The sequence below is a fragment of the Brachybacterium paraconglomeratum genome (assembly GCF_039541415.1).
Lineage (GTDB): Bacteria > Actinomycetota > Actinomycetes > Actinomycetales > Dermabacteraceae > Brachybacterium > Brachybacterium paraconglomeratum_A.
Genome location: NZ_BAABGE010000010.1, coordinates 333,195 through 348,889, shown reverse-complemented (window position 1 = coordinate 348,889; position 15,695 = coordinate 333,195). Strand labels below are relative to the sequence as shown.

General features: G+C 68.9%; 14 protein-coding genes. 2 read left to right on the top strand and 12 right to left on the bottom strand.

Going from position 1 to position 15,695, the window contains the following annotated elements:
* Positions 1-96: 96 nt before the first annotated feature.
* The 9 genes from ABD893_RS16205 to ABD893_RS16165 all read right to left on the bottom strand — a co-directional run bounded on the left by ABD893_RS16205 (position 97) and on the right by ABD893_RS16165 (position 11,633).
* Positions 97-321 (bottom strand): DUF3046 domain-containing protein, encoded by a 225-nt coding sequence (locus ABD893_RS16205; protein WP_345082730.1) that lies wholly within the window; start codon positions 319-321, stop codon positions 97-99.
* A gap of 1 nt (position 322) precedes the next feature.
* A complete protein-coding gene (locus tag ABD893_RS16200) occupies positions 323-628 on the bottom strand; it encodes a helix-turn-helix domain-containing protein (protein ID WP_345082728.1) in 306 nt (101 codons plus the stop codon).
* 180 nt (positions 629-808) lie between these two features.
* Positions 809-1,339 carry a CinA family protein gene (locus tag ABD893_RS16195; protein WP_345082725.1) on the bottom strand — a complete coding sequence of 177 codons (531 nt, stop codon included), beginning with the start codon at positions 1,337-1,339 and terminating at the stop codon, positions 809-811.
* On the bottom strand, positions 1,336-1,926 hold the full coding sequence (pgsA, locus tag ABD893_RS16190; protein WP_345082722.1) for a CDP-diacylglycerol--glycerol-3-phosphate 3-phosphatidyltransferase: 591 nt from the start codon (positions 1,924-1,926) through the stop codon (positions 1,336-1,338). Before pgsA ends, ABD893_RS16195 begins: the two co-directional genes overlap by 4 nt.
* Positions 1,927-2,052: 126 nt before the next feature.
* Positions 2,053-4,980 (bottom strand): FtsK/SpoIIIE family DNA translocase, encoded by a 2,928-nt coding sequence (locus ABD893_RS16185; RefSeq protein WP_425548391.1) that lies wholly within the window; start codon positions 4,978-4,980, stop codon positions 2,053-2,055.
* A 257-nt stretch (positions 4,981-5,237) separates the two neighbouring features.
* Complete coding sequence (locus tag ABD893_RS16180) at positions 5,238-6,932, bottom strand: ribonuclease J (RefSeq protein ID WP_345082719.1); 1,695 nt, start codon at positions 6,930-6,932, stop codon at positions 5,238-5,240.
* Positions 6,933-6,982: 50 nt separating this feature from the next.
* Positions 6,983-7,891 carry a 4-hydroxy-tetrahydrodipicolinate synthase gene (gene dapA, locus ABD893_RS16175; protein ID WP_345082716.1) on the bottom strand — a complete coding sequence of 303 codons (909 nt, stop codon included), beginning with the start codon at positions 7,889-7,891 and terminating at the stop codon, positions 6,983-6,985.
* 55 nt (positions 7,892-7,946) lie between these two features.
* Positions 7,947-10,730 carry an asparagine synthase (glutamine-hydrolyzing) gene (asnB, locus tag ABD893_RS16170; protein WP_345082714.1) on the bottom strand — a complete coding sequence of 928 codons (2,784 nt, stop codon included), beginning with the start codon at positions 10,728-10,730 and terminating at the stop codon, positions 7,947-7,949.
* 171 nt (positions 10,731-10,901) lie between these two features.
* Positions 10,902-11,633 carry an HAD family hydrolase gene (locus ABD893_RS16165; protein WP_345082711.1) on the bottom strand — a complete coding sequence of 244 codons (732 nt, stop codon included), beginning with the start codon at positions 11,631-11,633 and terminating at the stop codon, positions 10,902-10,904.
* 74 nt (positions 11,634-11,707) lie between these two features.
* On the opposite strand from ABD893_RS16165, the gene ABD893_RS16160 reads away from it, so the two are divergent.
* The gene (locus tag ABD893_RS16160; RefSeq protein WP_345082709.1) at positions 11,708-12,514 is read left to right on the top strand and encodes an AzlC family ABC transporter permease; all 807 of its coding nucleotides are present in this window, start codon (positions 11,708-11,710) and stop codon (positions 12,512-12,514) included.
* Positions 12,511-12,825, top strand: a complete 315-nt coding sequence (locus tag ABD893_RS16155; RefSeq protein WP_345082707.1) for an AzlD domain-containing protein — start codon at positions 12,511-12,513, stop codon at positions 12,823-12,825. The genes ABD893_RS16160 and ABD893_RS16155 overlap by 4 nt, the downstream gene beginning before the upstream one ends.
* A 162-nt stretch (positions 12,826-12,987) precedes the next feature.
* Here ABD893_RS16155 and ABD893_RS16150 read toward each other — a convergent pair whose 3' ends face one another.
* From ABD893_RS16150 to ABD893_RS16140, 3 genes are all read right to left on the bottom strand, one after another.
* Positions 12,988-13,389, bottom strand: coding sequence for a hypothetical protein (locus ABD893_RS16150; RefSeq protein WP_345082704.1), 402 nt, complete (start codon positions 13,387-13,389; stop codon positions 12,988-12,990).
* A gap of 13 nt (positions 13,390-13,402) precedes the next feature.
* On the bottom strand, positions 13,403-14,188 hold the full coding sequence (dapB, locus tag ABD893_RS16145; protein WP_345082702.1) for a 4-hydroxy-tetrahydrodipicolinate reductase: 786 nt from the start codon (positions 14,186-14,188) through the stop codon (positions 13,403-13,405).
* A gap of 87 nt (positions 14,189-14,275) precedes the next feature.
* Complete coding sequence (locus ABD893_RS16140) at positions 14,276-15,619, bottom strand: M16 family metallopeptidase (protein ID WP_345082700.1); 1,344 nt, start codon at positions 15,617-15,619, stop codon at positions 14,276-14,278.
* Positions 15,620-15,695 lie beyond the last annotated feature (76 nt).

Below are 15,695 nucleotides of genomic sequence, written 5' to 3'. Positions count from 1 at the left end.
GAGGCACACACTACCGAACAGACGTTCGAACGCGAACCAGATCGTGGCGTGTCGTACGACGTGTCGCGCGAGGAACACGAGTGAACGCCCGCGGGCTCAGCGGCGCCGCTGCACGAGGGGGATCTCCCAGCGCTCGGAGTCGGGGACGTCCATGGCGTCGCACAGCGCAGTCCACACGGAACGCACGGAGACCCCGTGCTCGAGGGCCTGCTCGGCGGTCAGGCCGCCGATCTCCTCGAGCACGAGGTCCTGGGTGTAGATGCGCGCGAGCGCCGACCCGAACACATGGTCGGCCAGCTCCGTGAACTCGCTGCGGCGCACCTCAGCGAGCGCCGACCAACGGCTTGGTGCCGTCGACAAGGCCTTCGGGGACGGTATCGGGGATCGTGACCCGCTCGACGACCGCGATCCTCTCGGACACCTCGTGCAGCACGTAGGACAACGGGAGACCCAGCGCGTCGGTCACAGAGACCAGCAGCTCGCTGGAGGCCTCCTTCTGACCGCGCTCGATCTCGCTGAGGTAGCCCAGCGACACGCGTGCGTCGGAGGACACCTGCCGGAGCGTGCGGCCCTGGGTACGGCGCGCGTCGCGCAGCACGTCACCAAGCTCCTGGCGGAACAGAATCATGGACCTGCCTCCTTTCCTCTGGCTGTGGGTGAACTGGTGGTGCACTTCAGGAATTCGATACGTCGATGTCATCACAGAAGGCACAACGCCGACACCCGAGAAACTGTTCCCCAGAGTGTAGTGGGACACGCCCGAACGTTCGCTGGAGGGTGTGCACGGCGAGACGGTGGGGAGGATCGCTCAGCGCCCAGGGGCTGAGCTGGGCGGCTGCTGCTCAGCGAGCGCCTCATCCAGCAGCTGAAGCGCGGCATCCACGGTGCGGGCGCGGATCTGGGCCCTCCCACCGCTGAGACGGAGTTCACGGGTCGATGTCCTCCTGCCGCGGCGGGCGAGGCCGAGGAACACGGTGCCCTCCGCAACCCCTCTCGCGTCGGGGCCGGGGCCGGCGACCCCGGTCGTGGAGATCGCGAGGTCGGCGCCGTACAGGCTGAGCGCCCCCTCCGCCATCGCGGTGGCGACGTCTGCGGTCACCGCACCGGTCGTGGCGAGCAGCTCGGCGTCGACCCCGAGCACGCGGGTCTTGGCCTCATAGGAGTAGCAGGCCGCTCCCCCAGCGATCGTCGCACTCGCGCCGGGAACGTCCACCAGCCGCGCCACCAACGCTCCAGCGGTCAGGGATTCGGCAGTCGCGATCCACCAACCCCGTGCGGAGGCGCGAGCGATGAGGGCGGCCGGGTCGACCGGGAGCGCTGCGTCGTGCAGGGTGCTCATACGTTCCCGGCCAGGGCCTCACGACGCAGCCGCAGACCATCTTTGAGGTTGACCAGGCCGGACCAGACGGTCAGCACCACGGCCAGGAGCACCAGCGCGAGGCCGATCCAGCGTGCCGGAGTCCACCACAGCTCGAAGGGGATCAGGCAGAAGGTGATGGCGATGGTCTGGACCATCGTCTTGGCCTTGCCGGCCATGTTCGCCGGCAGCGCCCCGTACTTGAGGATCGTGAAGCGCATGATCGTGATGCCGAACTCGCGCACCAGGATCAGGATCGTCATCCACCACGGCACGTACTCCCATATCGAGAGCATGATCAGCGCGGCCCCGGTCATCGCCTTGTCGGCGATCGGGTCCATGATCTTGCCGAAGTCGGTGATCAGGTTCCGGCTGCGGGCGAGATAGCCGTCCGCGAAGTCCGTGATCATCGCGATCACGAACACGCCGGCGACCAGCAGCCTGCCGGGCACTGACTCCGCGTACAGGATCGCGAGCACCACCAGCAGCGGGACCATCGCGCACCTCACCATGGTGAGGATGTTGGCGATATTCCAGAGCGGGACCTCTTCGGTGCGAGGGGTGGTCATCTGGGCTCCTGGCTGTGGGGCGGGTTCCGGATCATCGATACCGGCGGGGCAGTGGGCTGGGCACGGGCGGGTGAGGCGAGAGGCACGAGCAGACAGTGGGACGGTGCGGGGAGGCGATCGCCGGTCTCACCGGCCGGTGAGGCTCCATACGTCCTCGCTCTGCTCCTCGTCTCCGTCGTCGTAGTAGTCGATCGCCGGTTCGGAGCCATCATCGGCCAGCGGGTCGCTCGCATAGCGATCCTCCCCGCCCTCGCTCGCGGAATCGGCGGAGACCGGCTCCGACTCCCCTTGCTCGAGGTCGACGGCCTGATCGGCGCCATAGGGCTCATCCTCGCCTCCGGCGGGGACGTCCTCACCGCGGATGCGGGCGATGGCGGTGCCGAGCTCGTCGGGGTGGATCAGCACGTCGCGGGCCTTGGATCCCTCGGAGGGGCCCACGATCTCGCGGGACTCGAGCAGGTCCATCAGCCGCCCCGCCTTCGCGAAGCCCACCCGCAGCTTGCGCTGCAGCATCGAGGTGGAGCCGAACTGGGTGGTGACCACGAGCTCCGTCGCCTGCAGCAGCACGTCGAGATCGTCACCGATGTCGTCGTCGACCTGCTTCTTGGCCACGACGACCTGGACATCCTCGCGATAGTTGGGCTTCATCTGGGTCTTGACGTGGTCGACGACCTTGTGGATCTCGGACTCGTTGACCCAGGCGCCCTGCACACGCATCGGCTTGGCCTTGCCCATCGGGTGGAACAGGGCGTCGCCCTGACCGATCAGCTTCTCAGCGCCGACGGAGTCCAGGATGACCCGGGAATCCTGCAGCGAGGAGGTCGCGAACGCCAGGCGGCTGGGCACATTGGCCTTGATGATGCCGGTGACGACATCGACCGAAGGGCGCTGTGTGGCCAGGATCAGGTGGATCCCGGCGGCACGCGCGAGCTGCGTGATGCGCTGGATCGAGGCCTCGACATCACGCGGAGCGACCATCATCAGGTCCGCGAGCTCGTCCACCACCACCAGCAGGTAGGGGTACGGGGCGAGGCGGCGCTCGCTGCCGGCGGGCAGCTTCACCTCTCCGGCCCGGACGGCCTTGTTGAAGTCGTCGAGGTGCTTGTAGCCGAAGGCTGCGAGGTCGTCGTAGCGGGCGTCCATCTCCTTGACGACCCATTCGAGGGCCTCGGCGGCCTTCTTGGGATTGGTGATGATCGGGGTGATCAGGTGCGGGATGCCCTCGTAGATGGTGAGCTCGACACGCTTGGGGTCCACCAGCACCATCCGCACCTCCTCCGGCGTGGAGCGCATCAGTATCGACGTGATCATGGAGTTCACGAAGCTGGACTTGCCGGCACCGGTGGCCCCGGCGACGAGCAGGTGGGGCATCTTGGCGAGGTTCGCGACCACATAGCCGCCCTCGACGTCCTTGCCCACTCCCATCACCAGCGGATGCTCGTTGCGGCGCGCCACCGAGCTGCGCAGCACGTCACCCAGTGCGACCGTCTCGCGGTCGGTGTTGGGGATCTCGATGCCGATGGCCTTCTTGCCGGGGATCGGCGAGAGGATGCGCACGTCGGCGCTGGCCACGGCGTAGGAGATGTTCTTGTCCAGGGCCGTGACCTTCTCGACCTTGGTGCCCGGTGCCAGTTCGACCTCGTAGCGGGTGACTGTGGGGCCCCGCGAGAAGCCGACCACCTCTGCATTGACGTTGAACTGCTCGAAGACCTCTCCGAGCGCGGCGACGACCGCATCATTCGCCTCGGAGCGGGTCTTGTGCGGCGGCCCCTCCAGCAGGAAGGAGGAATCCGGGAGCGTGTAGACGATGTCTCCCGCGAGCTCCAGCTGCTCGCCGGCACGGGGCAGGTCCCCCATCGGTGGCGGAACCAGCTCCGCCTTCTCCTCCGGCGCGGCCTTGGCGGGCGCGGACTTGGTCGGCATGGCCTTGGTCGGCGCGGGCTGGGAGGCGCCTGCGGCGGCCGCAGCAGCGGGGAGCGGAGTCGTGGCATCGGTGCCGGAGGCACCCTTGCCCGGGAAGGTCTTGGCGCGGTGGTTCTCGTCCTCGATGACGTCGTAGACATCCGCCGCCTCCGCGGGGGCTCCGCGGCGCGGAGCCGTGCGACGGCTCTTCTTCTTCGTGGTCGCCGCGGTCGCGGCGTCCTCGTCGACTCCTTGTTCGAAGGCCTCGTCGCCGTCATAGCCGAAGCTCTCATGATCGCGTGCGGCCGCTTCCGCCTTCTCCCGGCGGCTGCGGCGGCGGGGCCGGCCTGTGGCCTGAGCTTCGGTCGCCTGCTCACGCAGCGCAGGATCCACGCGACGGGGACGCAGCCCGAAGGCGACTCGCTCCTCATCCTCCTCCTCGCTGCGACCCACGGCGACGTCGTAGACGTCACGCACGCGCGAGGGGATCGATTCGACCGGAGTGGCGGTGAGCACCAGGATCCCGAAGGCGATCAGGATCGAGTGGAAGACCACCACCGCGATCGGCGGCAACAGTGCCTCAAGCGGGGCTGCAGCCAGGAAGCCGAGGACCCCACCCCCGCGGGCCAGCGCATCGATGCCGTCGGCTGGAGCGGGCAGCCGCGCCGAGACCGAGGCGATCGCCGAGATCGCGGTGAGCAGGATCGCGATGCCGAGCACGATGCGGGTGTTGGCACGCACCTGATCCGGGCGGCGGAACATGCGCACCGACCAGCCGGCCGCCAGCAGCGGGATCACCATCGAGGAGATCCCGAAGGTGCCTGCCACCACGGTGTGCACGGCGCCGAGCACCGGACCCGCCGACTGCCACCATTCGACGACGGCGACCAGGACCGCGATGAGCAGAAGGAACAGCGCGTAGCCGTCCCGTCGCTGCTCTGGGGCGACCTCCCATCGCTGCACGCCGATCGAGCGGATCATTCCGCCGACCATGCGAGCGATCGCGAGATAGCCGGAGCGCACTGCGCGTGCCGGCAGAGGGAGCGTCGAGGGATCGTTCGCCCCGGATCCGGTGGTGCGCGAGGTTCCGGCAGCAGCGGTCCGAGAGGAGCCTTTCGACGCACGTGCGGGGGAAGACGTACGTGTCGCCATGGGTCCGATGCTACATTCCTCGTCGCCCCGTGCCCGGGAGGCGGGCGCCCGGCCTCGTCACACCGGCAGTGTCGGCCCTGACAGGATCAGTACTCTCGCCACATTGTCCGATCTCCTGCCGTTCGTCCCTCACAGCACGTCGATCAGGACTCGCGCCCTTCTGTCCTATCTCCTGCCGTTCGTCCCTCACAGCACGTCGATCAGGACTCGCGCCCTTCTGTCCTATCTCCTGCCGTTCGTCCCTCACAGCACGTCGATCAGGACTCGATGACCACCGGGAGGATCATCGGACGGCGCCGCAGCCGTCGGGAGAGATAGCGGCCCACCACGCGGCGCATCACCTGCTGCAGCCGGTAGGTGTCCCTGTGCTCGGCCTGCTCGGCGACTGCCTTCTCGAGCGCCGCGACGAGCTCCGGGCGGATCTCCTCGAACACGCCGTGGTCCTCGGCCATTCCGCGGATATGGATCTCGGGCCCCACGATCAAGGCACCGGTCTCGGCGCTCACCACGGCGAACAGGGAGATGAAGCCCTCGCCCCCGAGGGTGCGGCGGTCTTCGAGATCGTCCTCGGAGATCCCGCCGACGCTCCCTCCGTCCACATAGGTATACCCGTTCGGCATCGCGCCGACAGTGGTGGCGATCCCATCCACCAGGTCGATGACGTGGCCGTCCTGGGCGAGCACGATCCGCTCGCGCGGGACTCCGGTGGACTCGGCGATCTTCCCGTTCGCGATCAGGTGGCGCACCTCGCCGTGGATCGGCATCACGTTCTTGGGCCGCACGATGTTGTAGCAGTACAGCAGCTCGCCGGCGCTTGCATGCCCTGAGGTATGGACCGTGGCGGAGCCCTTGTGGACCACCTCGGCGCCGAGCGCCATCAGCCCGTTGACCACGCGGTACACGGAATTCTCGTTGCCGGGGATGAGGGACGAGGCGAGGATGACGATGTCCCCGGTGCCCACGCTCACCTGATGCTCGCCCTTCGCGATCCGTCCCAGCGCCGCCCTCGGCTCCCCTTGGCTGCCGGTGCACATCAGCACCACCTGCTCGTCGGGGAGGCTGCCGATCTGTTTCGCATCGATGACGGTGTCCGGCGGGACCTGCAGGTAGCCCAGCTCGGTGGCGATGCCCATGTTCCGCACCATGGAACGGCCGACGAAGGCGACCTTGCGTCCGTTGTTCACGGCGGCGTTGAGCACCTGCTGGACCCGGTGGACATGGCTGGAGAAGGAGGCGACCACGATCTTCTGCCGGGCCCGGGCGAAGATCGCCTCGAGGACGGGGCCGATCTCCTGCTCGCCGACCGTGAATCCGGGGACCTCTGCGTTGGTGGAGTCGGTCATGAACAGATCCACGCCGGCTTCGCCCAGCCGGGCGAAGGCGCGCATATCGGTGATCCTGCCGTCCAGCGGCAGCTGGTCCATCTTGAAGTCTCCGGTGTGCAGCACCGTCCCCGCCGGGGTGCTCACATGCACCGCGAGGGCATCCGGGATGGAGTGGTTCACCGCGATGAACCCGCAGTCGAAGGGGCCGAGCTCCAGCTGCTGCCCTTCCGCCACCACGGTGGTGACGGGACGGATCCTGTGCTCCTTGAGCTTCGCCTCGAGGAAGGCGAGCGTGAGCCGGCTTCCCACCAGGGGGATATCTGGCCGGAGTCGCAGCAGGTAGGGCACGGCGCCGATGTGGTCCTCGTGGCCGTGGGTGAGGATGATCGCCTCGACGTCCTCGAGGCGATCAGCGATCAGATCGAAGTCCGGGAGGATCAGGTCGACGCCGGGCTGGGAGTCCTCGGGGAAGAGCACCCCGCAATCGACGATCAGCAGGCGGCCGTCGAACTCCAGGACGGTCATATTCCGGCCCACGTCACCGAGTCCGCCGAGCGGGATGATCCGCAGCGTCCCCGGCTCGAGCGCTGGCGGCAGCTCGAGCCGCTCGGAGAAGGCAGTGGACATCGGCAGCTCCGCGCGGGTCGAAGGAGTGGGTCAGTATGAGGCGTGACTGCTCAGAGCAGTCCGGCGACGTCCAGAGCATCCGAGAGCATGCGCAGCTGGTCGGTATCGGCCGAGACATGCGGTCCGCGCATCACGGCGTGCGGCAGCACCCCCTGCAGATGGAGTGCTGCCTTGGCGGCCACTGCCCCTGGCATGTGATTCATGATCGCCTCGACCACCGGGACCAGCGCACGGTGCGCCTCGCGTGCGGCGGGCAGGTCGTCCCGGTCTACGGCCTCGACCATCTCCCGCTCGAGGTCGCCGGCGACCTGGCCGACGACCGACACCATTCCGGCGGCGCCGATGGACAGCCAGGGCAGGTTCAGCCCGTCCTCGCCGGAGTAGTAGACGAGGTCCGTCTGTGCTATGACGCGGCTGGCCTGCTGAAGGTCTGCCTTGGCGTCCTTCACCGCGAGGATCCGCGGGTTCTCACCGAGTCGCAGCAGGGTCTCGAAGCTCAGCGGGGTACCGGTGCGGCCAGGGATGTCATAGAGCATCACGGGCAGGTCGGTGGAATCTGCGATCGCTGTGGTGTGCGCGATGATCCCGGCCTGGCTGGGCTTGGAGTAGTACGGGGTGACCACCAGCAGCCCGTCGATCCCGAGCTTGGCGTGCTCGCGAGCGAGATCGATCGAGTGGGCGGTGTCGTAGGTGCCCACTCCTGCGATGACGGTGACCTCGGGGCCCACGGCATCCCTCACCGCGCGAGCCAGCTCGAGCTTCTCGACATCGGTGAGGGTCGGGGCCTCCCCGGTGGTGCCGGAGACCACGATCATGTCGTTGCCGTGCCGGACCACATGGTCGGCCAGCTTCTGCGCGGACTCCAGGTCCACGCCATGGCCGTCCTCGGTGAGCGGGGTGACCATTGCGGTCCCCACCGCGCCGAACGGTCGCGCAGAGCGTGCTGCGGTGCTGGTCATGGTCTCCTCCCGAGAATGTTGTGCTGCCCGGAGCCTAAACCAGGCCCGCGCCTGCTCATTGCTGCGACGCGATGCCGAGATCGACGAGGATCGCCAGCGGAGTGCGCTGGCGGCCCTGGCCGAGCGGGTTGTCCGCGAAGGTCGCCTCGAGGCGCTCATTCGGGGTCGCGACGTCGGAGCCCAGGACGTTGCGGCCGATGTCGTTGGCATCCATCACCACGGTGCCCACGAAGCTGTCGCGCAGCTCGGCGGGGATATCCGCGCGGCGGATCGCCGCGGAGATCCGTGCGGAGACCGCATCCGGGTCCTTCGGCGGCAGCTTGGCGGAGACGTTCGAAGGGAACGCCGAGTAGGGGGTCGGTCCATCGATCGCCCGCACGTTCGCGCCGACGACCTCGTAGAACAGGCCCTTCCGCTTGATCACCTTGCCGGCGGCGCCGGCAGCCGAGGCCGCGAGCACCCGGGGCAGTCCGACCTCGCGGATCGCGAGTTCCATCGTGGTGGGGTCGCCGAGACCGATGCCGGCCGGGGTGCGGGTCACGAAGCGGCTGAGCACCTTCGCCGCGCGGCGGGGCTTGACCTCCCAGGTGAACCAGGAGCGTCCCTGTGCGATCGCAATGATCTTCTCGCTGATCACGAAGTACCAGGGCGCCGCGGAGGGCACGACGTCGGCGGGGAGCCCGGCGGCGAAGGCCTCGACCCGCTCCCGCGCGAGCTTCTCGATGTCATCGCCGCGAGCCACCAGCTCGGTCTGCAGGGGTAGCCGGCGCCAGCTGTGACGGTCCGACGTGGAGACGAGGTCGAGCTGCTTGTCCGGATTGGCGACATAGTCGCTCTTCGGTGCCTCGGGCTCCTCGACCTGCTCAGCCGTGTCGGCTCCTGCAGCCGGAGCGGGCGCGGCCGGAGCGGCCTGGGCACCGGTCTCCGCGGAACCGCCGAGAGCGAGGGTCGCGCCCTCGGCGTCGTCGAAGAACGTGCGCATCCACAGCTCGACGTTCAGCAGACGCCAGAACATCAGCGTCCCGTGGTTCTCGGGGTGGGCGATGTAGTCATCGAACAGCGCCAGCACGCTGGGGGCATCGAAGTAGGGCCGCGAGGCGAAGGACGCCGAGGCGAAGACGTCTCGCAGCTCCGGCGCGATTGTGCGGAACCACTCCCCCTCGGGGGTGGTGAAGCCGATCTTGTTGCGGCGCTTGGAGATCATGTCGGGGAGGATCCCGTCCATGGACTCGCGCAGGATCCGCTTGTTCCAGCCGTCGTGGATGATCGCGGACTCGTCGAGGGAGAACAGGAACTTCAGCAGCTCCTTGTCCACGAAGGGCACGCGGCCCTCGATGCTGAAGCGCATCGTGTTCTTGTCCTCGTAGCGCAGCAGCGAGGGCAGCGAGGCCTGGAAGGTGTCCTCGAGCAGCCGCTCCTTGAGGTCGTCCTGGATCGAGGTGACCCTCTCGGAGCTGTGCTCCGCGACGAAGCCGGAGTTCAGCAGCGCCTCGATCGGCACCGAGGTGCGGCCGGAGAACTTGGTGCGGGCGAGCTTGCGGAGGATGTCACGGGAGCCGATCATCTCGCTCGCGAGCTCCTTGTACCGCTTCTGGCGGCGCAGCTGGCGCAGGTAGACGTAGAAGTACGGGTTGTACCCAGCCATCATCTCGTCGGCGCCCTGGCCGTCCAGCAGCACGGTGACGTGCTTGCTGGCCTCACGCATCACCGCGTACTGCGCGTACGGGCCGGTGGAGATGATCGGCTCCTCCTGAGTGCGCACGAAGTCGTGCAGGTCCTCGAGGAAGGCTTCCGGCTTGGGATGGATCTTGTGTGCGGTGATCTGGCCCGCGTTGTCGCTGAGCAGCTTGTCGACGTAGGCCTCCTCATCGTTCGAGGAGTTCGGGAAGACGGCGGAGAAGGTGTTCTGCCGGCTGCCGACGGCGCTGTAGCGCTCGTCCTCGGGCTGTTCGCGCAGCTGACGGGCGATCACGGCGGCGACCGCGGAAGAGTCCAGACCGCCGGAGAGAGAGGTGCCCACGGGCACCTCGGACTGCAGGCGCAGGCGCACCGACTCCTGGAAGCGCTCGCGGTACTCGTCCACGACCTGCTGGTCGTAGGGGCGGCTGGGGCGGGCGGCGATCTCGCGAAGCTCGTCCTTGAGCCGGGTGAAGGGGGAGATCGCAGTGCCGTCGGCGCTGATCTCGAGCACCTCACCGGCCATCAGCCGGTTCACGCCTGCGAAGAAGGTCTGGGAATCGTCGTCCTGGACGCGGAACTTCAGGTAGCGGTAGACCGCCCGGTCATCCGGTGCGGCCTCGAAGACACGGGCGGCCAGGAGCGAGCGGATCTCGGAACCGAAGACGACCTTCGGGGCGCCGGCAGCTGCGGTGCCCTCAGTGCCGACGGCGGGATCGACCCAGTAGTAGAGGGGCTTGATGCCGAAGTGGTCACGGGCGATGGTGACGGTGCCGGTGTGCGCGTCGTGGATCGCGAAGGCGAACATGCCGTTGAAGCGATCGTAGGCGGCGGTGCCCCACTCCGCGTGCGCCTCGAGCAGCACCTCAGTGTCGGAATCTGTCCGAAAGACGTGGCCGAGCCCCTCGAGCTCGGAGCGCAGCTCGAGGTAGTTGTACGTCTCGCCGTTGTAGATGATCGTGTAGCGGCCATCGGCCGTGGTCATCGGCTGAGCACCGTGCTCACGGTCGATGATGGCGAGCCGGCGATGGGCGAGCCCGATCTGGTCGTCGACGAAGAGTCCCTCGCCGTCGGGGCCGCGATGGGCAAGCGCCCCGCTCATCCGGCGGGCGATGTCCTCGGTGTCAGCACCGAATCCGTAGGTACCGGCGATTCCGCACATGGGGCGAGTCCTTTCGAGGGGGACGGCTGCCGCCCGCAGTCAGGGCGCTCGGCACAGAGTAGATGGGGCGTCGCGGACGCGCCCCGGTCTCCCGGCGCGCGCACGGACCAGGTTCGGCCGCCCGAGCCTATCAACGGGTCCGGGCGTGCCGAGGCAGGCGCGACGTGACTTTCAGCTGCCGCGGCGGGCGAGGATCAGCTCGGCCCCGTCGGCCCGGATCTCGAGGTCATCCAACGACGTGACCAGCGCATCTGCGAGCGGCGCGAGATCGCCGGCCGGCGTGGTGCTGGTCACCGCGACGGTGCGGGCGCCGGCAGCGGCACCGGAGCGCAGGCCACCGATCGAGTCCTCGATCACGACGGTGTGGGCGGGGTCGATGCCGAGCCGCTCAGCACCCAGCAGGTAAGGCTCTGGATCCGGCTTGCCCTTGCTGACCTGATCCGCGGTGACGAGTCCCGCGGGGACGGGCAGGCCGGTGCGAGCCCAGCGGGCCTCGAACAGCGGCCTGGTGCAGGACGTGACGATGGTCCAGGTGGCGCTGCCGATCTGCGCGGCAGCCGCATCCAGCTCACGCAGCAGTCGCTCCGTGCCCGGCAGCACGACAATCTCCGCGACATCGGCGATCTCCAGCTCCTCGATCCGGCGATGGGCGGCATCCAGAGCCGCCTCGTCGAGCTCCGGCAGCAGCTCGCCGAGGACCTGGCGGGCTGGCTTGCCGTGCTGCTCTGCACCGAACTCGAGATCCGTTCCGAGCTCGCGCAGCAGCTGGTTCCAGGAGCGCTCGACCGACGGTCCCGAGTCGATCAGGGTCCCGTCCATGTCCAGCAGCAGTGCGGACGTGCGCATCGGCAGGGCCTGCCCTTCCGAAGGGACGGCATGGGAGGGGGCAGAGGAAGACGTCATGCCTTCAGAATCTCATATCAACCCCGGGACAGGACGGCAGCATCAGCGCAGGTGACCGTAGAGTGTCGAGCATCATGACGACTGCTTCGCCGACCTCGACGGACCTCGGTCCCGCTGCCGCCGCACGCCTGCGCACGATCCGCCGGACCGGGCTGTCGATCGGCGTGGCGACGGGCCTGTACGGCATCTCCTTCGGAGCCCTGGCCACCGCCTCTGGACTGGACGTCTGGCAGGCGATGGTGCTCTCCGCGGTGATGTTCACCGGCGGCAGCCAGTTCGCCTTCATCGGCGTGGTCGGCGGCGGAGGTTCGGCGATCGGGGCGGCGCTGGCCGCGGCGCTGCTCGGGATCCGCAACACCCTGTACGGGCTGATCCTCGCTCCGGCCCTGCCCCGCGGCGGGTTCCGGGGCCTGGCCCGGGCGCACCTGACGATCGACGAGTCCGCAGCACTGGCCGCAGGCGGCACCACGACCACGGAGAAGCGAGCGGGATTCTGGGCCGCTGGGGTGTGGGTGTACGTCTTCTGGAACCTGTTCTCCCTGGTGGGAGCCCTGGCCGGCCAGCATGTCGCGGATCCGGGGGCGTGGGGTCTGGATGCCGCCGCCGCCGGGGCGTTCATCGCGCTGCTGTGGCCGCGCCTGCGCAACGGCGAGGCGGTCGCGGTCGCCGTGGCTGCGGCCGTCGTGGCACTGGTGACCACACCCGCGCTCCCTTCCGGGCTGCCAGTGCTGGCCGCCGCGCTGGTCGCGGTGATCGCGGGGCTGCTGCCCTCACGTCAGCCACTGGTGCGTCACGAGATCGAGGGCGATGCGACGGTTGCTGCTGACCCCGCTGGAGAACCCGCGGCCGGCGACGGTCCGCTCGAGGGAGGAGCACGATGAGCCTGCTGTGGATCGCGGTGATCGCCGCCTCGGTGCTGTCCTTCGCCCAGAAGTGGGTGGGATACCAGGCTCCGCCGGACGTGCTCGAGCGCCCTCGGGTCTCCCGGATCACCACCCTGCTGCCCATCGCGCTGCTGGGGGCGCTGGTCGCCACTCAGACCGCGACCAGCGGCAGCGAGATCCTGCTGGATGCGCGACTGGCGGGCCTCGGTGCGGCCATCGTGCTGCTGTGCCTGCGTGCACCGTTCCTGGTGGTCGTAGTCGGTGCAGCAGTGGTCGCGGCGGGTCTGCGGGCGCTCGGCTGGGCCTAGTTGACGGTGACGCCTGAGCTGTCACGAACGCCTGGCAGCTGTCAGTGACGCCCGAAGTGTCAGTGACGCCCGGACTGTCAGTGACGCCTGGGCGTCACCGATCTCCCGCCCGGAAGCACCTCGTGCTCGCAGGGTGGGGCAGGCGTCGCTCAGAGCTGCCGCTCAGCGCCGATGCTCGTCGATGGCACGCCGGGTCGCCATCCGGGCGCCCTTGCGATCGCGCAGCGCGTCATAGGCCAGCGCGAGCCGGAACCAGGCGCGCCAGTCATGCTCGGCGCCCTCCTGGAGCGCGGTGCGAGCTGCCTCGAACTCGGCCCGCGGGTCCTCGCCGTCGGCCTCCGCCGGAGGCTCGTAGAGGCGTGCCAGGCGCCCGGAGCCCATGCCGAACAGCATCTCGCGCCAGGTCACCCAGATGGTGAGCAGCAGCAGGATGATGATGCCGAGGGCCAGGCCGTAGCCCACAGCGCTCCCGGCGCGGACGAAGCCCCAGGCGATCCAGCCCAGGCCCCAGGCATAGGCCGCGGTGATCAGCACCAGGACGGCGACGAAGATCTTCTCTCTCATCGGCGGGACCCGCTCAGCCGAGATCCATGTAGCCGTCCAGGCCCACGGTGAGGCCTGGATGTGCGGCGACCTCGCGAGCGCCCAGCAGCACCCCGGGCATGAAGCTGACGCGGTCGAAGGAGTCGTGACGCAGCACGAACTGCTCCCCCACCCCGCCGAACTGGACGACCTCGTGAGCGACCAGTCCGCGCTGGCGCACGGCGTGCACGTGGATGCCCTCGATCACTGCGCCGCGTGCGCCGTCCGGGTCCTGCTCGGTCGCATCCGGGACCGGGCCCAGCCCGGCTGCGGCCCGGCCACGGGCGATCGCGGCAGCAGTGTGGCGGGCGGTGCCAGAAGGCGCGTCGAGCTTGTTCTCGTGATGCATCTCGATGATCTCGGCGCTGTCGTAGTAGCGCGCGGCGATCTCTGCGAAGCGCATGGCGAGCACGGCGCCGATCGCGAAGTTCGGGGCGATCAGCACGCCGACCTCGGGGTGCTCGGCGAGCTGATCCCGCAGCGCCGTGAGCGTCTTGTCGGTCCAGCCGGTGGTACCGACCACCGCGTGGATCCCGTGCTCCACCAGCCAGCGCACGTTGTCTGCGGTGACCGAGGGGATGGTGAGGTCGATCGCGACCTCGGCACCGGCGTCGCTGAGCGTCGCGAGGTCATCGCCGCGACCGATGCGGGCCACCAGCTCGAGATCGGAGGCCTCCTCGACGGCCTGGCAGGCAGCGGCACCCATCCGGCCGGAGGCTCCCAGCACAGCGACTCGGGTGAGGCGCGGCGAGGACGAGGCAGGGGACGGCGAGGCAGTCATGAAGTTCTCTCCTGGATGAGGGACGGCGCGGTGAACGATCGGAGGTGACGGCAGAGCGGCGGGGAAGAGCAGGCGACGGGCGGGCTCTCAGCTGTCGGGGCCGACCTCGACCCGGGTGCTGAAGGAGCTGGCAAGGCGAGACGCGAGCGCGCTGACGTCGCCGATGCCGACTGCGCCGATACGGGCCAGGGTCTCGTCCACGCTGGTGTAGCGGCCGTGGACCAGCTCGATGGTGCCGAGCCGGCCCATACGGGAGCTGGTGTCCTCGAGCCCGAGGGCGAAGGAACCGGTGATCTGGCCCTTGGCGCGGGCGAGTTCGAGCTCGTCGATGCCCTGCTCTCCCATCCGGGACAGCTCCTCGGCGAGCAGCTCGACCACCTGGGTGGTCCGCCCCGGGCGGCAGGCGGCATACATGCCGAACAGACCGGCATCGCGATAGCCGGCGCTGAAGGAGTAGACCGAGTAGGCCAGCCCGCGCTCCTCGCGGATGTTCTGGAACAGCCGTGAGGACATCCCTCCACCGAGGATCGACATCAGCACCGACAGGGCGTGGCGGTCCTCGCTGAGGGCGGTGAGCCCGTGGCCTCCGAGATAGATGTGATTCTGCTCGGTGGGGCGGCTGAGCCGGTGGGGAGTGAGCGACGCGACATCTGCCGGTGCGGTGAGCAGCCCTGCGCTGGCCGGACCGGGATGCGCTGCGCGCGGTCGACGCTCCGGGACGGCGTCCGCTGCAAGCTCCCAGCCACCGCGGCGGAGACCTGCCTGCAGCATGCCGGCCAGCTCCTCATGGTCGAGGTCTCCGACGGCGGTCACGACCAGGTTGTCGGGCCGGTAGTGCTCGGCGAAGTGGTCGCGGACGTCCTCGATGGTGAGCGCTTCGACGCTCCCGGCGGTGCCGCCGACGGGACGGCCGATCGGGGTGTCGGGGCCGAGCACGTCGGCGAGGAAGGTCTCGTAGCCGATGTCTCCCGGATCGTCCTCCGCCATCGCGAGCTCCTCGAGTATCACCTCGCGCTCAGTGGCCAGGGCGTCCTCGGCGAGCACGGACGCGGTGATCATGTCGGTGAGGACGTCCACGGCCATCGGCAGGTCGGAGGAACGGACCCGACCGTAGTACAGGGTGTGCTCCTTCGCGGTGACCGCGTTGGAGTCGCCGCCCACCTCGTCGAAAGCGGCCGCGATGTCCATCGCGCTGCGCCGACGGGTGCCCTTGAACAGCAGGTGCTCGAGCACATGGGTCGATCCGGCATGCGCGGGGGTCTCATCGCGGGAGCCCACCGGCAGCCACAGCCCGATGGTGGCGCTGCGTACGCTGCGGTCCCTCTGGGTCAGGAGGCGCACGCCTCCGGGCAGGATGCTGCGCCTCACGCCGGTGGCGGGATCGAGCAGCACATCGGAGGAGGGATCGTCATAGGCAAGGTCAGCAGGCATCGATCGATTGTTCCACGGCTCGGGCACCGGGTGGTCCGGCGACGACGCAGTCGCGAGGTGCGTCACCGTCCTGCGG